Here is a 21,014-nt window from a genome sequence, read left to right on the forward strand (position 1 = left end):
GCCGAGAGGGATCACCAACTGCCGTCGTCGCGCACCCGGGCGGGGGCGCGACCCAGTAGCAGGGTGACGAGCGCCTGGTCGATGTCCGCGCCGAGGAACCATTCGCCGGCCTGATCGAGGGCGAAGATCCGACCGTGCTCGTCGACCGCGATGATGCTGTGCTGGTTCTCCGTGCCGATCGGGAACAACCGGGCCCCGATCACCGCCGCGAAATCGGCGAGGGTGTCGGCGGTGTGCGCGATGGTGTGCGGTCGGATGTCAAAGCGTGAGATCCAGACTTGCTCACCAGGTCCGAGTCGTGCGCCCACCAGGCTGGGAAAGGCGGTCAGCGCTTGGAAAGCGGCCGGAAAGGCTATGTGCGAGTGGGCTTTTCCTGGCACGGCGACGACATCGCGGACCCCAGCGGCCGCCATGACCTCGTCACCGAAGTGAGGGCGCCAGCCAGCGGCGACAAGAGCGTTGGTCACATCCGGCGAGAAGCGGCCGGGCTCTGGGTCCGCTGCGGGCTGTGGATACCACGGTGACGTCCAGCCTCGCTCGGACCAGGGGAGGAGGTTGAAGTGGACGAGCATGTCGATACACGAGTCGCAGGGGCGTTCGGCGGGCCCGCCGTGCGGATCGCCCGGCTCACGGATGCGGAAGACCTCGAAACGGGCGGAAGCCAGCAGGTCTCGTGCGTCATCCAGGGTCAACGGGGCGAGGCCGTCCGCGGCGCGGCGGTGGTCGTACTCGTGCAGGACGTCGGAGACGACGACGAGTTCGGCGTGCCGGTCGCCGCCGCGGACCAGGTGCCCCGCGGGTAGCTGGTCGAGGTAGGCCCGGACCAGCCGATGGTGGTTGAGCTGCACATCGCCCTTGACACCGTGGGCGATGAAGACCCGGCCCCCGATGGTCAGATGTGCCGCCGTCGTCGGCGTGGGCAGCCGATGGATCTCCCGCAGCAACTGGCTGGCCGGATCGACCGTACGGGGCGCCGGTGGCCCGGTGGGTCGACTGCGGCGAAAGAGCTGCTCCACCGTCTCCGGCGGAACCCGGGGCCAGGTGGTCACCTCGCCGGTCTCCTTGTCGACCACAGTGGTCGGCAGGTCGCCGGGCATCGCTCTGACCTCGGTGGACACCGTCGAGGTGATGACGTATCCGAGGTCGAATTCGGTGACCATGGGCCGGCACTCGTGACCCAGACGCTGGGAGTCGCGGCGGGCCCAGGCCGCCGCAATCTGCTCAGCCTGCTCGCGGTCAATCACAACCGTGAACCTACCGGACAACGCGAATCCGTGGCAGCCGGTATGGTTCGGCTTACCTACGGTGACGAGAGGGATGGCGTTGACCGACAGCGCGAACCGTGATGCCAACCGTGCCCTCCGGGCCCGTTTCGACGAGGTGTACGGGCAGTACCAGCAGCTCCGGTCCGGTTTGGACGAACTCCAGACCAGGCTCGCGCAGTTGCGGGTGACCCAGCGCTCCGACGACGGTCAGGTGACCGCGACAGTGGGTGCCCAGGGGGAGCTGATCTCGGTGGAGTTGAGCCCTGCGGTCTATCGCGACCAGGATCCCAAGGCGCTGAGTGCGAAGATCACCGCTACGGTCCGTCGGGCCGCCGCCGCGGCGACCACGGCCACCCAGGATCTCGTGAGCAGCTACCTGCCGGCCCGGTCCGGGACGGCAGACTTCCTGCGTACCGGTGATTTCGACACCCTGCTCGGCCGGGCCGACGCGGTGTTGCGGCGGAGCGAATGATGGCGGGGCAGCTCTGGCTCGACCCGTCACGGGCCCGGCGCGGCGGGGCGGACCTGACCCGGGCGGGCGAGGCGGTGACCGGTCGACACACCGAAGCCGGGGCCGCGATATCGGCGGCCAGCGCCCGGCGTCCCTGGGGCCGTGACGACATCGGCACCGCCTTCGAGCGGCAGTACCGCGGCTACGAGGACATGGTGCTGCGGGTCTGGGCGGGGGTGGGGCGGCGACTGACCGACCTGGGCGCCGACGTGGTCCACTCGGTCGAGGCCAACCAGCAGACCGACACCGCCAACGCCGCCCGGTTCAACCGGATCTCCGACCCGCACCCCCGGTCCTGAACCGGGCCGAAAGACCTCCGATGACGGTGTTACCCAGCCCCATCCCGCACCCGTTGAGCTACTCCCCGTGGGACCTGCCCGGTTGGATCTACGAGGCCCTCGACTGGGTGGTCGGCATGGAATGGCCGGAGGGCGACGAGCGCGCCGTCTGGGATCTGGCCGACAAGTGGTACGCCGTGGCTGCCTCCCTCGCCGGGCCACAGACGGACGCGAGCACGGCGGCCGGCGAGGTGCATCAGGGCTATGGCGGGGTCGGCGCGGTCGCGGCGGCCTTCGGCGACGCCTGGCGGCGGGTGGCTGACGGCGAGCAGACCCCGTTGCCGGTGCTGCTCGCGGTCAGTCACGACCTCGGGCGGGTGGTGGAGGAGTGCGGGTGCGACATCGAGGCAGCCAAGCTCGAAGTCTGGATCGAGCTGGGCATCCTGGTGGTCGAGTTGCTGGCCTTGGCCGTGGCGGCGGTGCTCACCGCCGGGGCGGCCTCCCCGGCCGCCGCCGGGGTGATCGCCGCGACCCGGTTCCTGGTCCAGCAGATCTTCCGGCGCCTACTGGCCCAACTGGCGCGTAAGTCCCTCAAGCCGGGCCTCAAGGAGGTCGGCGAGCGGGCGGCGAAGCAGGTGACCACGAGCGGTGCCCGCAGCCTGACCCGCCACCTGGCCAAGGAGGGGGCGACGGAGGCGGCGCAGGAGGCCGGGATCAACCTGGCCACCCAGGCGTACCAGCAGAGCACCGGCCGTCGGCACGAACTGAACGTCTCCGACCTGGGTGCCGACGCCCTCGGCGGCCTGGCCGGTGGTGCGGCGGCTCCGCTGGCCGGTCTGGGCCGACACGCCACCGGGCGGGGCGCGCGGATGGTCGAACACCTGGGGCGGGAGATGACCGGCGAGGTGATCGCCGACCAGGCCGCCAGCCTGGCCACCGGGCAAGGCCTGACCTCGCTGGAGGACGCCGCCCGGGCGGCCGTCTCGGGGGCCCGTGGCTCGGTCACCGGCCAGGCTGACCACGCCTTGCAAGCCCGCCTGGACGGGCAGTTGGCAGCGTTGTCCGGCTCGCCCCTGCTGCCGCCGGTGATGCCCGGGCCGACTACCCCGGGGGTGCCGCAGGGCGGCGGCGCCTCGATGCCTCCGTCGCCGGTGACGGAGGGCATGATCCCGGCCCAGCGGCCCCCGACCGAACCGTTCTTCACCGGGCCGACGGACTCGACCACCCTGGCTGGCACGCCTGCCTCGCCCTCGTCGGCTGGCGACCTGGGCTCGCTCTCGTCGGCTGGCACCTCCGGGTCGCTCTTGTCGGCCGGGACCCCTGGCTCGCTTTCGTCGGCTGGGGAGGGTGGCTCGGGCCGGGTCGAGGCCGTCGACTCGCGGCAGGGCAGCCCGGACCGGCTGGTCGCGGGTGGCGAGCCGCCGAATCCTGTCGACCTGGATGCCGCAACGAATCGGCTGACCGAAACGGCCGAGCATCCTCAGCTGGCCCCGCCGAGCCGCGAGGCATCTGTGGGGGAGCGGCACCGTTCGGCCGAGGAAGCGGGCCCGGCTGCGGCCGATGTCCGGCCAGTCGCCGGGTCCGGTGGGCCAGCGGTCGAACCGGGTCCGGCATTGTCGACGGTCGGTCCGCAGTCGGTCGTGTCGATGCCCGCCCCAGCCGTCCTCACCGGTCTGGAAGGGGCGGGAACGGGCGGCACCCCGGTCTCGACCGGCCCGGTGAGTCAGTCGGTGACTACCGGCAGCCTGCCTGCGGCGAGCGTGTCGACAGCTACCGGACCGGCTGTGGGCCCGGTGCCGGGTACCCCGACGGTGGCCAGGCCGGAGACAGGCCCCGCCCTCGGTGTGCCTGGGCGAGCGGAGCCGCCACCCGGACCGCCCCGCTCCACCCTGGTCGACGCGCTCGCCCCGGCCTCTCGGGCGACCGACCCTGCGGAGCGCGCCACCCCGCCGACCCGGCCGCCGGGGCCCGACGATCGGGGACCTGACCGGTTCGCTGCCGAGCGGGAGGCCCTCGAACGACGCCGCTACCAGGGGTACTTCGAGGCGCAGCGGGCGCACCACGAGGAAGCTCGCCGCTCCCGCGAGGTCACCCGGCTCCGAGGGGCAGCGGCTGAGCACTATCGCAGGGCGGGCGAATATGCCGCCCACGCGCGCCAACTTTACCGATCGGGCCATCGGGAGCTTTCCGATGGCTGGCAGCGGGCTGCTAATGCGGAGGCCCGGGCGTACGGGCGGTGTCTGGATCTGGCGGATGCGGTGGCCTCGGGTGCGGTCGTGCCCGACGTGGTGGACGTCGAGCGGCCGGAGGATTTCCACCGGATCAACGACGACGTCGGTGAGTTGGCCTCGGGTGCGATCGGCACCGGCGACCGTTCCGTCCTGACCGGGGACGACGACCATCCGCCGCCGATCGACCGGTCCCGCCGGTACGGTCAGCCGGGCGGGCTCCGCCCGCCACTGGCCCTGCACCAGTTGGATGTGGAGCAGCGGGTGCCCCGGGACGAGGCCGGCAAGGTGGTGCGGACTCCCGATCCCCGGGTCGGGGGCTGGTTCGGGTTGATGAACGACGGCGGGCCGCGCGCGGATCCGACCCGGGGCATCAACTGCCTGGACTGCACCCTGTCCCTCTACGACACCTGGGTGCACGGCCGCCCCCGGGTCTCCGCGCCCCGTACCTTCGACGCGTACCAGGCCGGTGACGTGACTCGGCCGCTGCACGGTGAGCAGGACGGCACCGGGCGGGTCGAGGATGTCACCGGGGGTCGCTTCCAGCGGCTCTGTGACGGCACCGCGACCACTCCGGCCGAACTGCAACGGGCGCTGGACGCCGGATACCGCAATCTGCGTGACCAACTGGTGCTGGGGGGCCACGGCAGTTTCGCCTTCGTGGTCAACCATCTGGAGCAGGGCGGTTCGCACATCTGGGTGGCCGTGAACCAGAACGGCACCGTGCTCTACCTGGATCCGCAGGTCGGGCTGGTCAGCGACCAGCCGCTGTACCGGCATCACGGGGCCGCGTACCCGTTCAACGCCATCGACGCGGACGTGCTGGTGCTCGACGGCGGGGCCCGGCCGATGCCGTTGGCGGGGTTGCGTCGGGGCATCTACAGCCAGCGACCGGATCTGCCCGCCTACCCGCCCGCCGAGGAGTTCCAGGGGTACGGGGAGCCGTACCTCAACCGGGTGCACCTGCTGGGGGAGAGCAGCTGACGCACCCGGACCGGGTGGGCCGGTGAGGGTCCGAGAAGGTGAGTGACCCAGGCCGGCGATCGGCGCAGGCCAGGGGTGTCGCGTCGGCCTGGCTCAGTGGCGGGTCGCACATGCGGGCTGCTCGATGACGAGCCGAGGGAGGGCACCGGTAGTAGCCTGACCGGCGATTCCCCGACCGGGGGAGGAACGGTGGGAAGCTCATGTCGGTACCTCGCCGCGTGCTGCGGCTCGCGACCCTCTGCCTGGTCCTCGGCGGGCTGGTGACCCTCGGTGGCGCACCGGCGTACGCCGACGAGGACCGGGTGCGGGTGCGCTCGGCCGGCAGCTTCGCCGCGGGCCGTTCGGCTCAGGAGGTCCGGCTGGAGGTACGCAAACGTACCGATGGCTGTGTCCGGGTACGGGGTGCGCTGGGGCTGAGTCTGCCCGGGGTGCGACCTGAGCAGGTCGCCGTCCAGGCCCAGGTGGACCGCCGGTGGGTGACCGTGCCGGTCTCCGGCGCCGAAGGGCTGGTGACCACCGCGCCGGTCGCCCCGGCCAAGGACGAACTCTGCAAACGCAAGGGTGCGGCGATCCGGTACCGGGTCGCCTTCGGTGCCGATGCTCCCAGCGGGCGGCTGATCGTTACCGGTGAGGCGGTCACGGCCCGGGGGATCGTGCTGGGGCGGGCGGTGGCGGAGTCGCGGGTGACCGGCGGCCGGGCAGCCCCGTCGCCGTCGCCGTCCCGGTCGCCGTCGCCCAGCCCCACCCCGGACGAGGTGAGTGTGGAGACGCCGCCGGTGGCCACCTCGACGGTGGCTCTGGCGGCGGAGCCCGCCGGTGACCTGGGCCAGACGGCCGGGCAGTCCGGTGGTGTCCCGCCGGTGATGTATGCCGGGGTTGCGATGGTCGCCGCCGGGGGCCTGATCATCGGTCTGCTGGTGTACCGCTCGCGCAAGGATCGGCGAGAGCGTGGCGAGCAGGTCGAGCTTCCGCCGGGTAATCCGGGCGGCACGACCTACCGTTCCAGCCGTTCTCCCGCCCCGAGGTCCGCCGGCCCGCGGGTGGTGCCCCCGGCCGCGCCACCCGGTCAGGTGTACGGCACCGGTAGGCCCCCGGCCCCCCGGGTGTACGGGGCCCCGCTGGCCGCCCGTGGCACCGGGGGCCTGTACGGAGCCGATTCCGCCGATCAGACCCGGGCCATGCCGACCGGGGCTCCCGAGGGGCGGGCCGCCGATCCCCGGTCGTCCGCTCAGCCCGGCCCCGGGGTGCCGTCGCCACGCCAGGACCCCCTGCCGCCTGCGGCGACGGGTGAGGAGCCGGGGCAGGGCGGTGGGCTCCCCGGCTGAGCCGGGGCGGGGACCTTCCCTCCGATACGCTCAGGTTTGTTGAGGAACTGCACCCGAGGAGTGGAACCGGTGTCTGATCTGTCCCAGATCGTCAAGGCGTACGACGTCCGTGGGACGGTGCCGCAACAGTGGGACGAGGCGGTAGCCGCCGCTCTGGGCTCGGCCTTCGCGCAGATGCTCGACGCCACCGGCGCGGCGGGCAAGGCCGTGCTGATCGGGCATGACATGCGCGCCTCCGGCCCCGGCCTGGCGGAGGCCTTCGCCACCGGGGTACGCGCCGAGGGGCACCCGGTCATCGAGATCGGGCTCGCCTCGACCGACATGATCTACTACGCCTCCGGTGCGCTGGATCTGCCCGGGGCGATGTTCACCGCCAGCCACAACCCGGCGCAGTACAACGGCATCAAGATGTGCCACGCGGGTGCCCGTCCGGTCGGTCAGGACAGCGGGCTGGCCGAGATCCGGGAGCGGGCCCAGGCCCTGCTGGACAAGGGCGAGCCGGTCGGTGAGCCGACCGCGCCGGTGCACCGGCGGGATCTGCTGGCCGACTACGCGGCGCATCTGCGTACCTTGGTGGACCTGTCCGCCATCCGGCCGCTGACCGTGGTGGTGGACGCGGGCAACGGCATGGCCGGGCACACCGTGCCCAGCGTGCTCGGTGACGCCGCCCTGGCGGCTCTGCCGTTGCGGATCGTGCCGATGTACTTCGAGTTGGACGGCACCTTCCCCAACCACGAGGCCAATCCCCTGGACCCGGCCAACCTGGTCGATCTGCAACGCGCGGTGGTGGCCCACGGTGCGGACATCGGCCTGGCCTTCGACGGGGACGCGGACCGTTGCTTCGTCATCGACGAGCGGGGCGAGCCGGTCTCGCCGTCGGCGATCACCGCCCTGGTGGCGGCCCGGGAGTTGGCCAAGCACCCCGGCTCGACGGTCATCCACAACCTGATCACCTCGCAGGCGGTGCCGGAGATCATCCGGGAGCATGGTGGCACCCCGATGGTGGCCCGGGTGGGGCACTCCTTCATCAAGGCGGAGATGGCCCGTACCAACGCCGTCTTCGGGGGTGAGCACTCCGCCCACTACTACTTCCGGGACTTCTGGTTCGCCGACACCGGCATGTTGGCCGCGATGCACACCCTGGCCGCTCTCGGGGAGCAGCCGCAGCCGCTGTCCGAGTTGGCCGCCGAGTACGAGCGGTACGTGGCCTCCGGCGAGATCAACTCGACCGTGGCGGACCAGGCGGCCAAGGTCGCCGAGGTGCGGGCCGCCTACCCGGAGGCCGAGGCCGACGAGCTGGACGGACTCACCCTGCGCTTCCCGGACGGGGCGTGGTTCAACCTGCGTGCCTCGAACACGGAGCCGTTGCTGCGGCTCAATGTCGAGGCCCCCACGGTGCAGCGGATGACCTCGCTGCGCGACGACGTACTCGACCGGGTGCGCCGTTAAGATCGCTCGCGCCGTTCGGTGCCGCCGATCGGTGAAACCGCATACGTGGAAGGAGCCGCGCCGTGGCCCTCGACCCGCAGTTGCTGGAAATCCTCGCCTGCCCGGACACCCACCATGCCCCGCTGGACTATGACGCGCAGGCGCAGACCTTGACCTGCACGGAGTGCGGCCGGATCTTCGAGGTTCGTGACGACGTACCGGTGCTGCTGCTGGACGAGGCGCGCGGCCCCGCGGAGCAGTCATGATCGACGGGACGGCCGGGGTCAGCGGCCACCGCCACGCCGACGAACAACTGCTCGACGACCCCAAGGCCCTGGCCGAACGGGATCCGGGCGGCATGTTGCGGCACACCGCCTCGGCCGGCGCCCAGGTACGCGAGTCCGCCGCGCTGGCCGCCGAGGCCAATCTGTCCGTGCTGGCCGATGACGGTCGTCCCCGGGCGGTGGTGATCGCCGGCATCGGTACCGCCGGGCGTACCGGTGACGTGTTGGCCACGGTCGCCGGGCCGCGCTGTCCGGTGCCGGTCATCGCGCACCGCAGCGCGGGGGTGCCGGGCTGGGTGGGTGCCGCCGACGTGGTGATCGCGGTCAGCGCCTCCGGCCGCAGTCCGGAAGCCCTCGGTGCCGCCGAGGCGGCGCATCGGCGGGGGGCCCGGCTGGTGGCCGTGGGCCCGGCCGACTCCCAGTTGCAGTCGACGGCCGAGCGGGCCCGTGCCCCGTTCATCCCGGTGCCTCGCCGGGCCCCGGCCCGGGCCAGCCTCTGGGCCCTGACCGTGCCGGTGCTGCTGGCGGCCCGGGCCCTGGGCCTGGTGAAGGTCAACGAGGCGGATCTGGCCGAGACGGCGGCCCGGCTGGACGCCGACGCCGACCGCTGCCGGCCCACCGCGGAGTCCTTCGTCAACCCGGCGAAGTCCCTGGCCCTCGGCCTGGCCGGGTCGATCCCGATCGTGTGGGGCTCCTCGCCGCTGGCCTCGGTGGCGGCTCGCCGGTTCGGCGACACCCTCTCCGCCAACGCCCGCTATCCGGTGGTCACCGGGGCTCTGGGTGAGGCCGGTCGGGGGCGGGTCGGTCTGCTCGACGGTGTGTTCGGCGGTCTGGCCGAGGGGGAGCGGGACATCTTCGCCGATCCGGAGGAGTCCACCGGCGAGGGCACCCGGTTGCGGCTGGTGCTGCTGCGCGACGGCGGCCTGAACCCCGAGGACGACGCCGACGAGCCCCTGGCGGTCGAGGAGCGACGCGCCGACGCGGTGCAGACCCTGGCCGAGCGGCGGGGCGTACGGTGCGATGTGGTGACCGCCGAGGGCGGTTCGGCGTTGGAGCGGCTGGCCTCCCTGGTGGCGGTGCCGGACTTCGCCTCGATCTATCTGGCGTTGGCACACGGGCTGGATCCGATGGCGGTGCCGGCGATCACGGAGATGAAGGAGCTGGCCAACCAGTGACCGGCGGAGCGGGGGCATGAGCGCCGGGGGCGGCACCAAGGCGATCGTCGCGGCCTTGCTGGCCAACCTCGGCATCGCGGTGACGAAGTTCGTGGCGTACCTGCTGACGATGTCGTCGTCGATGCTGGCGGAGTCGATCCACTCGGTGGCCGACACCGGCAACCAGGCCCTGCTGCTGCTCGGTGGCAAGCGGGCCCGGCGTGCCCCCACCCCGCAACATCCCTTCGGCTACGGCCGGGAGCGTTACGTCTACGCCTTCATCGTCGCGATCGTGCTGTTCAGCCTGGGCGGGGTCTTCGCGCTGTACGAGGCGTGGCACAAGTGGTCCGATCCACACGGGATCACCAGTTGGCAGTGGGTGCCGGTGGCCGTGCTGCTGGTGGCGATCGTGTTGGAGTCCTTCTCCTTCCGTACCGCGATCCGGGAGTCCAACCTGGTCCGAGGCCGGGAGTCGTGGACCAGGTTCATCCGCCGGTCGAAGGCTCCCGAGTTGCCGGTGGTGCTGTTGGAGGACTTCGGTGCCCTGGTCGGTCTGATCTTCGCCCTGCTCGGGGTGGGGATGACCCTGGCCACCGGCGACGGTCGGTGGGACGCGGCCGGTACCGCGATGATCGGTCTGCTGCTGGTCACGATCGCGGTCGTGCTGGCCTTGGAGACCAAGAGTCTGCTGCTCGGGGAGGGCGCCGAACCGGCGGAGATCTCGGCCATCGAGCGGGCGATAGTCGGCGGGCCGGAGGTGGAGCGGATCATCCACATGAAGACCCTCTACCTCGGCCCGGAGGAACTGATGGTGGCCGCGAAGATCGCGGTGCCGCGTTGGGAGACCGCCGAGGATCTGGCGCGGGACATCGACGCGGTGGAGGCACGGATCCGGGCGGCCGTGCCGGTCGCCCGGGTGATCTATCTGGAACCGGACATCTACCGGGTGAAGACCGGGCCGGCGGAGGCTTCCGGTCGATCGGGGAGCTGACCGGTGGAACTGCTGTACGGGCCGATCAAGGCCTACGCGTGGGGGTCCCGCTGCGCGCTCGCCGAGTTGCAGGGGCGTCCGGTGCCCAGCGAGGGCCCGGAGGCCGAACTGTGGCTGGGGGCGCACCCGGGTGCACCGGCCGCTGTGGAACGTGCCGGTGAGCGGGTGGCCCTGACCGAGGTGCTCGCCGCCGACCCCGCCGGCTGGCTGGGTGAGGGGGTCCTCGACCGGTTCGGCGCCCGGTTGCCCTTCCTGCTGAAGGTGCTGGCCGCGGCGGCTCCGCTGAGCCTGCAGGCCCATCCGGACGCGGAGCAGGCCCGGGCGGGCTACGCCGCGGACGATGCCCGGGCCGACGGGCACCGCAACTATGTGGACCCCTTCCACAAGCCGGAGCTGCTGGTGGCGCTCGGGCCGATGGAGGCGCTGTGCGGTTTCCGGGATCCGGCGATCTCGGCCGAGGTGCTGGCCGGCCTGGGGGTACCGGAGCTGAAGCCGGTGCTGGACGCGCTGGACGCCGGTGTGGCCGGGCTGGCCGAGGCCGTGCGCCTGCTGCTGACCTGGCCGTCGGCGCAGCGTGCCGGGCTGGTGGCGGCGGTGCGGGCGGCGGCGGTGGCCGGGCCGGACGCGGATCTGGTCGAGCTGTTGGCCGAGGCCTACCCGGCCGATCCGGGGGTGGTGGTGGCCCTGCTGCTCAACCGGGTGCGGTTGGCCCCGGGGGAGGCCATCTGGATGCCGGCCGGAAATCTGCACGCCTACCTGCGCGGTACCGGGGTGGAGGTGATGGCGGCCAGCGACAACGTGTTGCGGGGCGGGCTGACCCCCAAGCCGGTGGACGTGGCCGAACTGCTCCGGGTGCTTCGTTTCGAGGTGCTGGACCAGCCCGTGGTGGCCCCCCGACCGGTCGGGGAGGGGGTGGTGACCTGGCCGGTGCAGGTGCCGGACTTCGCGTTGCACCGGGTGCGGGTGAACGACCGGCGGCCGGAGGTCACTCTGGCGGTGCCGGGGCCCTGGGTGGTGTTGTGCACCTCCGGGCAGGTCACCGCCGCCGACCTCGTCGATACGGTGACCCTTGACGCCGGTGGGGCGGCGGTGGGCGCGGCGGCCGGTCGGGTCCTCACCCTCAGTGGTGTGGGTGAGGTGTACGTAGCCTCGCCCGGCCCATGCTGACCTGGCAGCTCAAGGCGGAGAGTCCGGCCGACACGAGTCCGACTTTTCCGAAATAGCTTGACTCGGCTTCCGCGGAGTGTGACTCTATGAGTGCGCAGCGTTATCGCGACGAAGGTCCGAGAACGCGCGGGGGAACCAAACCGGGGGGATGTGCGGGGCGGCTGGGGGCGGACGGTGAAACGTTCGTCACTGGCCGCCCCGTGCGCTGTTCGTCATCACGGCAGCCGTCGGCGGGCAGTCGCGCGTAAAGTGAGAGACCGCGCTGCAATCGTCCGACAGGAGCTTTTATGACCAGCACCCTCCCGGCGTCCGCCACCGGCACGTCGTCCGAGGTACGGCCGCGCACCCTCGCCGAAGGCGACTACCGGGTGGCGGATCTGTCGCTCGCCGAGTTCGGGCGCAAGGAGATCCGCCTCGCGGAGCACGAGATGCCCGGCCTGATGGCGATCCGTCGCGAGTTCGCCGAGGCGCAGCCTCTGGCGGGGGCGCGGATCACCGGGTCGCTGCACATGACGATTCAGACCGCCGTCCTGATCGAGACCCTGGTCGCGCTCGGCGCCGAGGTCCGCTGGGCCTCCTGCAACATCTTCTCCACCCAGGACCACGCCGCCGCCGCGGTCGTCGTCGGTCCGGAGGGCACCCCCGAGGCCCCCTCCGGAGTGCCGGTGTACGCCTGGAAGGGCGAGACCCTGGAGGAGTACTGGTGGTGCACCGAGCAGGTGCTGACCTGGCCGGAGCCCTCGGCCGACGGTTCCGTCGTGGGTCCGAACATGATCCTCGACGACGGCGGTGACGCCACCCTGCTGGTGCACAAGGGTGCCGAGTTCGAGAAGACCGGTGCCGTACCCCCGGTGGAGTCCGCCGACTCGGAGGAGTTCGCGGTCATCCTCGGCGTGCTGCACCGCTCGCTGGCCGAGGACAACCAGCGGTGGACCCGGATCGCCGCCGGCATCAAGGGCGTCACCGAGGAGACCACCACCGGTGTGCACCGGCTCTACGAGATGCACCGGGCCGGCACCCTGCTCTTCCCGGCGATCAACGTCAACGACTCGGTCACCAAGAGCAAGTTCGACAACAAGTACGGCTGCCGGCACTCGCTCATCGACGGCATCAACCGGGCCACCGACGTGCTGATCGGCGGCAAGATGGCGGTCGTGCTCGGCTACGGCGACGTGGGCAAGGGCTGCGCCGAGTCGCTGCGTGGCCAGGGCGCCCGGGTGGTGGTGACCGAGGTCGACCCGATCTGCGCCCTCCAGGCCGCGATGGACGGATACCAGGTCGCCACCCTCGAAGACGTGGTCGAGATCGCGGACATCTTCATCACCGCTACCGGCTGCTTCGACGTGATCACCAACGAGCACATGGCCCGGATGAAGCACCAGGCCATCGTCGGCAACATCGGCCACTTCGACAACGAGATCGACATGGCCGGTCTGGCCAAGCGCTCGGACGTCACCCGGGAGAACATCAAGCCGCAGGTCGACCTCTGGAAGTTCGACGACGGCCACGCCATCATCGTGCTCTCCGAGGGACGTCTGCTGAACCTGGGCAACGCCACCGGGCACCCGAGCTTCGTGATGTCGAACTCGTTCGCCAACCAGACCATCGCCCAGATCGAGCTGTTCACCAAGACCGAGGAGTACCCGATCGGGGTCTACGTGCTGCCGAAGCACCTGGACGAGAAGGTCGCCCGGCTGCACCTGGCCGCCCTGGGTGCCAAGCTCTCGACTCTGACCAAGGAGCAGGCCGCCTACCTCGGCGTCGCCGTCGAGGGCCCCTTCAAGCCGGATCACTACCGCTACTGATCGCCTGTCGAACCGGGTCGACCCCCTGGGGTCGGCCCGGTTCGCCATGTCCGGGCCAGGAAGGCGGGGGTCAGTGGGGGCGACCGCGACGGCTGGGGCGGACCCAGGTCCACACGCAGTAGATCAGCCAGCCCACGGACACCAGGGCCGCCAGGGTGCGCAGCCGCAGCGCGCTGAGCAGCACCACCACCGCCAGTACCGCCAGCCACGGCCCGAAACCCCTCACCACTGCCTCCCCGGTCTGCCCTCGACACCGGCGGCGTCGTTTCGCCTGTTCAGTGTCCGGCATCGCGGTCGGCCCCAACCTGGCGGCCCGGTGCTGCGGGGCGCACCCCGACCGGTGGGGGTGACATGCCCGGGGCGGACTCGACCGGCGTCGGGGCCCGAGTGGCCGGAGGGATCGGCACGGGGAGCGGGTCGGCCGTCGGCGAGCCGAGCTGCGGCCACAGCGCGGCGGTCAGGCCCCGTTCAGCGGCCAGCCGGTGGCGGGCCCGCCGGTGCCGCTCGTACAGGACGGCGGCCAGATAGACCGGCTCCGGCAGCCCCGGTGGTGGTGCCGGGGCGATCCGCGCGGAGACCTCCCGCCACAACTGCCGGGCCAGGTCGCTGCGGGCCGGCTCGGCGAACTGGTGACCTCGGGTCAGATACTGCCGGACGGCCAGGGCCAGATCCGGCTCCAGCCGGCTCAGATCCAGGGTGCTCGCCCAGCCGACCAGCACCGGCACGGGTGCCGGCACGGGGCGCCACCTGGCCGCGGTCCGGGTGTGCACGACCAGGGTGCCGGCCACCAGGTCACCCAGTCGCCGTCCCCGGGGGTCGGTGAGCATCACCGTGGTACCGGCCACCCAGGACAGCAGCGGCAGCACCAGGCCCGGCCACTCGACGGCCACCCCGACCAGGGCCCGGGTCAGCGACTGCCGTAGCCCCACCGGGGCGCCGTCCAGGCTCACCACCCGCAGCCCGACCGCCGCCTTGCCCGGGGTGCGCCCGTCGTTGAGCCGTTCGAAGCCCACCGGGTAGCCGACCAGCAGCAGCACGACCCCGAGGGTGAACAGGGCCCGTTCCAGGGCCGTGTCCACCATGCCGTACGGCAGGGCGGCCAGGGTGAACACGGCGATCACGGCGAGCACCAGGGCGAACACCAACTGGAGCAGTACGTCGATCAGCAACGCGAGCACCCGGGAGCCGATCCGGGCGGCCCGTACGTCCAACCCGACTGCCTCACCGCTGACCAGACCGGCGTCACCCCAGGCCGAGGCGGTGCCCCCTGCTGCTGCACTCACCCGGACAGTGAACACTATGATCGCGCGGACGGGGGTGGCTGGCGGTGGATCTCGACGCGTACGTCGCGGAGCATGGCGGAGAGTGGCGCCGACTGAGCCAGCTCTGCGGCCGGCGGCGGCTGGACCCCACCGAGGTCGACGAGTTGGTGGCGCTCTACCAGCGGGCCAGTACCCACCTGTCGGTGCTGCGCAGCCGCTCTCCCGACCCGGCCCTGCTGGGCGAGCTCTCCCAGGTGGTGCTCCGGGCCCGCGCCCGGCTGACCGGTCGACCCCGGCCCTCCTGGACGGCGGTGGGGGAGTTCCTGCTGGCAGGCTTCCCCGGGGCGGTGTGGCGGGCGGCCCCCTGGTGGTGCGCGGTGGCCACGGTCTTCACCCTGCTCACCTTCACCCTCATCGGTTTCGTCGCGGACAACCCGGAGACGGCGGCGGCCTTCATCGGTGAGGAGGAGGCCGCTCATCTCGTGGAGTCCGGGTTCGCCGGCTACTACACAGAGTTCTCCGCCCCGACCTTCGCCTTCCACCTCTGGACCCACAACGCCTGGCTGGCCGCGCAGTGCCTGGCCGCCGGGGTGCTCATCGTGCCGGTGGCCTACCTGTTGTGGCAGAACGTGGTGAACATCGGGGTGGTCGGTGGGGTGATGGTCTCCTACGATCGGGCGGACGTCTTCTTCGGCCTGATCACCCCGCACGGCCTGCTTGAGCTGACCGGCGTGTTCGTGGCCGCCGGGGTGGGGCTGCGGGTCGGCTGGGCCTGGATCGCCCCGCCGGAGCAGTTGACCCGGGGGCAGGCGGTGGCCCGAGCCGGACGTGACGCCATCCTGGTGGCCCTGGGTCTGGTCGGGTTGTTCGCGGTCTCCGCGGTGATCGAGGCCTTCCTCACCCCCGCGGCCCTGCCGGTGGCCGTACGAGTCGGTCTCGGCGCCGCCGTGTGGCTGGCCTTCCTGGCCTATGTGGTCCTGCTGGGCTCCCGGGCCAGAGCCGAGCCCGACACCTGACCCGCTGCCGCTCAGACGCTCAGAGTCGGCCGGTGGCCTTGAGGGTCAGGTAGGCGTCGGCCAGGGCGGGAGCCAGCCTGGGGGCGCCGACATCGACGACAGTCACCCCGTAGCGGGCCAGCGCCGCCGTCAGTCGGTCACGTTCGGCGAGGGTACGCCAGGCCGCGGCGGCGGCGTAGGCGTCGCGGGGGTGGCGGGGCGGGGTCTCGGTGAGCTGGGCCAGCACCGGGTCCTGGGAGGTCGCCACCAGCACCCGGTGCCGGGCGGCCAGCCGGGGCAGCACCGGCAGCAGCCCCGCGCCGAGGGCACCGGGCTCCAGGGCGGTCAGCAACACCACCAGGCTGCGCGGCCGGTGGCGGCGCAGCAGTTCCCCGGCGATCAGCTGGAAGTCGGTCTCCACCAGGGCCGGTTGCAAGGGGGCCAGGGCATGGGCCAGCCGGGGCCACTGGGCCGGCCGCTCGGCCCCGACGACCGAGGCCCGCAGCACGGCATCGGCGGCCAGCACGTCCACCCGGTCCCCGGCCCGCGCCGCCAGGGCCGTCAGCAGCAGGGCGGCGTCGATCGAGGTGTCCAGGCGGGGTTCGTCCCCCAGGCGTACGGCGGCGGTACGGCCGGTGTCCAGCACGCACACCAGTCGCCGGTCCCGTTCCGGTCGCCAGGTGCGCACCAACACCTCGGCTCGTCGGGCGCTGGCCCGCCAGTCGATGGACCGCACATCGTCACCGGGCACGTACTCGTGCAGGGTGTCGAACTCGGTGCCCGCCCCACGGCCCTGGCCGACCTGGGTCCCGTCGAGCACCCGCAGCCGGGACAGCTTCTCGGGCAGGTGTCGGCGGGACTCGAAGCGGGGCAGCACCCGCAGAGTCCAGGGTGGCGTCGGGGGTAGGCCGGTGCGCTGCCGGAAGGCCAGTCCCAGGGGTCCCAGGGACCGGACCGTCAGGGCCACCGCCGCCCGGTCCCCGCGACGGGTGGGGGTCAGCCGGCTGGGCAGGGCCGCAGTGTCCCCCGGGGGCACCTGCACCATCTGCTCCGGGGGCACCTCCGGTAGGGCTCCGGCCGAGGGCACCCAGGCATCGCGGACCTGGGCGTGCAGGGTCCGGCCGGAGCGGTTGTGCAGGTGCAGGGTGACCGTGGCGGTCTCACCGAGCCGGACACTCCGGTCGCCGTCACGTTCTACCGTGAGCCCCTTCAGGGGTGCGGCCAGCCTGAGGTCCAGGGCGCACAGCAGCAGGACCAGACCGGTCATCACCGCCACCCCGACGAAGGGCGCGGGCCAGGCGGGCACGGTGAGCGCACCGGCCGCGAGCAGCGCCGCCGCCCGCCAGGTCATCGTGGTGTCGGCACGGTGGCCAGCACCGTGTCCAGTACGGCGTCCACCCCGACACCCTCCAGTTCCGCCTCCGGGCGTAGCCGCAGGCGGTGCCGCAGGGTGGGCCGGGCCATCACCTTCACGTCGTCGGGCACCACATGGTCGCGCCCGGCCAGCCAGGCCCACGCCTTGGCGGTGCCGAGCAGGGCTGTCGCGCCGCGTGGTGAGGCCCCCAGTTCCAGGGCGGGGGTGGTGCGGGTGGCCCGACACACATCGACGATGTACCCGAACAGCGGCTCGGCCACATGGACCCGGCCGACCGCCGCCCGGGCCACCGCCAGGTCGGTGGCGTCGGCCACCGGGCGTACCCCGGCGGCGGCCAGGTCCCGGGGGTCGAAGCCGGCGTGGTGGGCGCGCAGCACCCCCATCTCCTCCTCCCGGGCGGGCAGCGGCACGGTGAGTTTCAGCAGGAACCGGTCCAGCTGTGCCTCGGGCAGGGGGTAGGTGCCCTCGTACTCCACCGGGTTCTGGGTGGCCGCGACGATGAAGGGGTCGGGCAGCGCATGCTGCTCCCCCTCGATGGTGACCTGCCGTTCCTCCATCACCTCCAGCAGGGCCGACTGGGTCTTCGGGGGAGTCCGGTTGATCTCGTCGGCCAGCAGCAGGTTGGTGAAGACCGGCCCTTGCCGGAAGGTGAAGGCCGCGGTACGGGCGTCGAAGATGGTGGAGCCGGTGACGTCGCCCGGCATCAGGTCGGGGGTGAACTGGACCCGGCGGGTAGACAGATCCAGCGCCGCGCCGAGGGTCCGGACCAGGAGGGTCTTGGCCACCCCCGGCACCCCTTCCAGCAGTACGTGGCCACGGCAGAGCAGGGCGACGATCAGCCCGGTGACCACGGCCTCCTGCCCGACGACCGCCTTGGCCACCTCGGTACGCAGTCGGTGCAGGGCGGCCCGGCTGGGGTCGGCGGCCAGGGGGTCGCTGAGGGTGGCGGGTCGGGTCACCGGAGGTCTCCTTCGGAGGATCGGGGCAGCGGGGGCCGAACGGTGGGCGGGTGTGGGCCGCGGGCCACCCGGTCCAGTTCGTCGGCCAGGGTCAGCAGTTCGCGGTCGGTCTCCGGGGTGTCGCCGTCCAGCAGCTCACGAACGGTGTCCGGGGACTGCCCGGTCTCGGCCGCCACCACGGCGGCGGCCTCGGGGGAGTCGGCCGGCAGGTGCAGTCGGCGTCCCAGCCGGGCCTTCGCGGCGGCCCGGAGCACCTCGGCGCTGCTCTGCTGGGCCTTGGCCCGTTGATAGAGCCGGCCCCGCCCGTACACCGTCTCCGCCCCCGTGACGGCCACCGGCAGGGGTTCCGGGGTGGGCGGACCGAAGCGGCGGGCCCGGGCCGCGGCGACCAGCAGGGCGGCCAGCACCAGCTGTGCCAGCAGGGCCCAGAACCAGGGTGGGAAGGCGGACCAGAGGGGGTTGGGGGATTGTTCCCGGCCCGGTCCCCCGGAGCCGGAGGCGTTGCCCGGGGACGCCTCACCGGCGGGGCTCTGGGTGCTGCCTCCGGCACCCAGTTCCTCCTGATCGTCATCGGGTTCGCCGTAGAGGCTCTCCTCCGGTTCCGGCGGTGGTGAGGCCTGCACGGTACTGGGGGTGGGGGGTGCGGGGGCCGGCCCGTCCAGGTCCAGCCAGAGCACCCGCCCGGTGGTGGCCAGCAGAGCGGTGGCGAAGAGTTCGTTGTCCCACTCGTCGATGCGGCTGTTGCGGAAGGGGTCGCTGGCCCCCACCACGACGCTCTCGGCGGGGCCGGGCAGCCGAGCCAGCCCGGCCGAGTAGCAGAGGTCCACTGAGCCGGGTGCCCCGGTGGGGGCGTACCGCTGCCGGGCCACCGCGGCCGTAGCGCCGGTGACCTCGGGCAGCGCGCAGGGGCCGGGGAGGTGGGGGTCGACGGCCCGTGCCGCCCACCGCCGGCCCGCCGGGCGCAGCGGCATCCCGGCGGCGGCCAGCACCCGCCGGGGCGGATCGACCAGCACCAGCCGGGTGCGTTCCGGCAGCAGGTTCAGATAGTCGAGGGTCTGTGGGTGCAGCAGTTGCGGGGCCGGGATGAACAGGGTGGCCGGACCGGATCGGGTGGCCCGCAACGCCGTCAGGGTGTCGGTCTCCCGCCGCACCTCCACGCCCCGCCCGGCCAGGCTGGCGGCCAACCGGCTGCCCCCGTCCTCCCCGGTCGCCAGGGGGGACAGGAAGCCCGCCTCGTCCGGGTCCGGCTGGTCGACCGCGCGGGTGACCAGGGTGATGGTGATGATCAGCGTGCTCAGCAGCACCGGGATCAGGATGCGGTGACGCCGCCACCGGACCTTCGGGGTGTTCATCGGGCGGACTCTCCCTGGCCCTCGACCGGGCCGTCGCCGGCCGTGGCCGATGCCGCCGCAGGGCGGTCGGCCGATGGATCGGTCAGCAGGCGGCGCAGGGTCACGGCGTGCTCCCGCAACCGGTGGTCCTGCTCGGCCGTGGCGGGGCGTTGGGCGTACCAGACTCTGGTGAAGATGGTGGCGGCGGCGCTCAGCGGCGGGTCCAGCGGTGGCCGGCGGGCGGTGGCCGCCGTGACGATCTCGGTGACCGTCATGCCGGGGCGTACCCGCACCACCTCGCGGTCGGACAGTTCGCGGACCATGCCGCGCAGCCGTTCCCGGATGGCCTCGTCGTAGCGTCCCTCCGCGGCCAACCGGTCGGCCAGGGTCAGATGCTGCCCCGGTGTTCCGGTGGGCTGCGGCAACGGCAGGTCGAGGGCGTCGTCCGTGTCGACCGGGGCCGGGCGTCGCGGCCGTCGCCTGAGTCGCCGACGGAGGCGGGGGAGCCGCCAGCGTGGTCGGGGGAGTCGGCGGGGCACCCAGGCGGGGTAGGTGTACCAGCCGACGCAGATCAGCGCCGTCACCAGCACCAGCAGCAACGCGACCAGCGGGAGCGGAATGTGATCACCGAGGGCGGCGGTGGTCTCGGTCCACCAGCGGGAGAAGCTCATCCCCGCACCGCCAGCAGGGTGGCCGGCGACGCCTCGACCGGTGCCCGGGAGAGGTGGATGTCCAGCCCTTCGGTGCGGATCCGGGTCTCCAGGTGCAGGACCGCGTCCAGGCAGGCCAGCGCGGCGTAGGCGACCGTGTTGACCAAGGCCCACAGCAGTACGGCCACGGGTACGGCCCACTCCGCCACGATCAGGTCCAGCGTGGTCAGTCCGGTGAACAGACCCCAGGCCAGGCCGACCCGCAGGATCCACCAGACGAGGTAGCCGAGCAGCCGCAGGCCGGCGGCGCGCCCCTCGACCCGCAGCGCCAGGTTGGCGGATCGGCCCGGCGCCCGCCCCGCCTTGATTCCGTCCAGGGCCAGTGCCGGGGCCATCGCCCCGAGTAGCGCGAAGGCGGCGAACCAGGTCGGGCCGAGCAGGGAGGCGACCAGCATCGTGACGCCGACGACCGGGCAGAGCAGCAGGGTGGCACCCCACCGGGCGTTGCCGGGCCGCAGCAGGTCCCGGGGCCCGATCGGGCGGCCGACCAGGGCGGCACCGGCTGCCCGGGCGGCCGGGTTGCCGAGCAGCATGATGATCATCGCCTCGGTCGCCGCGCCGACCGCCAGCAGGAACAGCATGGGGCCCAGATTGCCGAGGAAAGGTGCCCACCACAGCGGCGGGTGCACACCGACGGCGCTGCGCAGGGGCAGCAGCAGAAGTTGTTCGAGGAGGGCGAGCGCGGCGGCCATGGGAAGCAGGGCCCCGGCGTGGCCGCGGAGCAGCAGCACTGCGGAGTCGAGCAGTTCACCGACGGTGAGCGGTCGCCTGGGGAGTACGGCGATCGAGCCGGCGTGGGGCACGCGCACTCCTGTCGAAGGCGGGGGCGGTGGCGCGCGGGGACGCAGCCAGGGATCATGTTGACACGCGCGGGCCGGACGCGTGGAGCCCCGGCCGGTGGGGCGGCTCGTGCGACTGATGTACCGGCTGATGCGGGGCACGGCGTGGGTGTGGGCAGTAGC

Annotated in this window: 19 protein-coding genes; 11 read left to right on the forward strand and 8 right to left on the reverse strand. The window is 72.7% G+C overall.

Annotated features, from left to right (window positions below):
- Window positions 1-11: 11 nt before the first annotated feature.
- Window positions 12-1,244 (reverse strand): SUKH-3 domain-containing protein, encoded by a 1,233-nt coding sequence (locus ABZ795_RS03500; RefSeq protein WP_357528511.1) that lies wholly within the window; start codon window positions 1,242-1,244, stop codon window positions 12-14.
- Between the two features lie 73 nt (window positions 1,245-1,317).
- Here ABZ795_RS03500 and ABZ795_RS03505 point away from each other — a divergent pair, with 73 nt between their 5' ends.
- From ABZ795_RS03505 to ahcY, 10 genes are all read left to right on the forward strand, one after another.
- Window positions 1,318-1,737: a YbaB/EbfC family nucleoid-associated protein gene (locus ABZ795_RS03505; protein ID WP_327022621.1), complete on the forward strand. Its 420-nt coding sequence runs from the start codon at window positions 1,318-1,320 to the stop codon at window positions 1,735-1,737.
- Window positions 1,737-2,075: a hypothetical protein gene (locus ABZ795_RS03510; protein WP_327022620.1), complete on the forward strand. Its 339-nt coding sequence runs from the start codon at window positions 1,737-1,739 to the stop codon at window positions 2,073-2,075. Before ABZ795_RS03505 ends, ABZ795_RS03510 begins: the two co-directional genes overlap by 1 nt.
- 20 nt (window positions 2,076-2,095) lie before the next feature.
- On the forward strand, window positions 2,096-5,266 hold the full coding sequence (locus ABZ795_RS03515; protein ID WP_357528514.1) for a toxin glutamine deamidase domain-containing protein: 3,171 nt from the start codon (window positions 2,096-2,098) through the stop codon (window positions 5,264-5,266).
- Between the two features lie 200 nt (window positions 5,267-5,466).
- Window positions 5,467-6,591: a hypothetical protein gene (locus tag ABZ795_RS03520; protein ID WP_357528516.1), complete on the forward strand. Its 1,125-nt coding sequence runs from the start codon at window positions 5,467-5,469 to the stop codon at window positions 6,589-6,591.
- A 69-nt stretch (window positions 6,592-6,660) separates the two neighbouring features.
- Entirely contained in the window at window positions 6,661-8,040 is a 1,380-nt protein-coding gene (locus ABZ795_RS03525) for a phosphomannomutase/phosphoglucomutase (RefSeq protein ID WP_327022617.1), read from the forward strand.
- Window positions 8,041-8,102: 62 nt separating this feature from the next.
- Window positions 8,103-8,285: a Trm112 family protein gene (locus ABZ795_RS03530; protein WP_089001904.1), complete on the forward strand. Its 183-nt coding sequence runs from the start codon at window positions 8,103-8,105 to the stop codon at window positions 8,283-8,285.
- Window positions 8,282-9,478 (forward strand): SIS domain-containing protein, encoded by a 1,197-nt coding sequence (locus tag ABZ795_RS03535; RefSeq protein ID WP_357528519.1) that lies wholly within the window; start codon window positions 8,282-8,284, stop codon window positions 9,476-9,478. Before ABZ795_RS03530 ends, ABZ795_RS03535 begins: the two co-directional genes overlap by 4 nt.
- A 16-nt stretch (window positions 9,479-9,494) precedes the next feature.
- Window positions 9,495-10,448, forward strand: coding sequence for a cation diffusion facilitator family transporter (locus ABZ795_RS03540; protein ID WP_357528521.1), 954 nt, complete (start codon window positions 9,495-9,497; stop codon window positions 10,446-10,448).
- Window positions 10,449-10,451: 3 nt separating this feature from the next.
- On the forward strand, window positions 10,452-11,615 hold the full coding sequence (manA, locus tag ABZ795_RS03545) for a mannose-6-phosphate isomerase, class I (protein WP_357528523.1): 1,164 nt from the start codon (window positions 10,452-10,454) through the stop codon (window positions 11,613-11,615).
- Window positions 11,616-11,902: 287 nt separating this feature from the next.
- A complete protein-coding gene (gene ahcY, locus ABZ795_RS03550) occupies window positions 11,903-13,420 on the forward strand; it encodes an adenosylhomocysteinase (protein WP_357528525.1) in 1,518 nt (505 codons plus the stop codon).
- 70 nt (window positions 13,421-13,490) lie between these two features.
- Here ahcY and ABZ795_RS03555 read toward each other — a convergent pair whose 3' ends face one another.
- Window positions 13,491-13,646, reverse strand: coding sequence for a hypothetical protein (locus ABZ795_RS03555; protein WP_357528527.1), 156 nt, complete (start codon window positions 13,644-13,646; stop codon window positions 13,491-13,493).
- 49 nt (window positions 13,647-13,695) lie between these two features.
- Window positions 13,696-14,703: an RDD family protein gene (locus ABZ795_RS03560; RefSeq protein WP_357528529.1), complete on the reverse strand. Its 1,008-nt coding sequence runs from the start codon at window positions 14,701-14,703 to the stop codon at window positions 13,696-13,698.
- A gap of 44 nt (window positions 14,704-14,747) precedes the next feature.
- On the opposite strand from ABZ795_RS03560, the gene ABZ795_RS03565 reads away from it, so the two are divergent.
- Window positions 14,748-15,698, forward strand: coding sequence for a stage II sporulation protein M (locus ABZ795_RS03565; protein ID WP_327022610.1), 951 nt, complete (start codon window positions 14,748-14,750; stop codon window positions 15,696-15,698).
- A 19-nt stretch (window positions 15,699-15,717) separates the two neighbouring features.
- Here the strand turns inward: ABZ795_RS03565 and ABZ795_RS03570 are convergent, their stop codons facing one another.
- From ABZ795_RS03570 to ABZ795_RS03590, 5 genes are read right to left on the reverse strand one after another with little or no spacing between them, the layout of a single operon-like run.
- The gene (locus ABZ795_RS03570; RefSeq protein WP_357528532.1) at window positions 15,718-17,028 is read right to left on the reverse strand and encodes a DUF58 domain-containing protein; all 1,311 of its coding nucleotides are present in this window, start codon (window positions 17,026-17,028) and stop codon (window positions 15,718-15,720) included.
- Complete coding sequence (locus tag ABZ795_RS03575; protein WP_327022608.1) at window positions 17,025-18,011, reverse strand: MoxR family ATPase; 987 nt, start codon at window positions 18,009-18,011, stop codon at window positions 17,025-17,027. The genes ABZ795_RS03570 and ABZ795_RS03575 overlap by 4 nt, the downstream gene beginning before the upstream one ends.
- On the reverse strand, window positions 18,008-19,363 hold the full coding sequence (locus ABZ795_RS03580) for a DUF4350 domain-containing protein (protein WP_357528534.1): 1,356 nt from the start codon (window positions 19,361-19,363) through the stop codon (window positions 18,008-18,010). The genes ABZ795_RS03575 and ABZ795_RS03580 overlap by 4 nt, the downstream gene beginning before the upstream one ends.
- Window positions 19,360-20,013, reverse strand: coding sequence for a DUF4129 domain-containing protein (locus ABZ795_RS03585; RefSeq protein ID WP_357528535.1), 654 nt, complete (start codon window positions 20,011-20,013; stop codon window positions 19,360-19,362). Before ABZ795_RS03585 ends, ABZ795_RS03580 begins: the two co-directional genes overlap by 4 nt.
- Window positions 20,010-20,855: a hypothetical protein gene (locus ABZ795_RS03590; protein WP_357528537.1), complete on the reverse strand. Its 846-nt coding sequence runs from the start codon at window positions 20,853-20,855 to the stop codon at window positions 20,010-20,012. Before ABZ795_RS03590 ends, ABZ795_RS03585 begins: the two co-directional genes overlap by 4 nt.
- Window positions 20,856-21,014: the final 159 nt, after the last annotated feature.

Origin of the sequence: Micromonospora sp. NPDC047134 (assembly GCF_040643455.1) — a bacterium.
In the GTDB taxonomy this organism is placed as follows: Bacteria; Actinomycetota; Actinomycetes; order Mycobacteriales; family Micromonosporaceae; genus Micromonospora.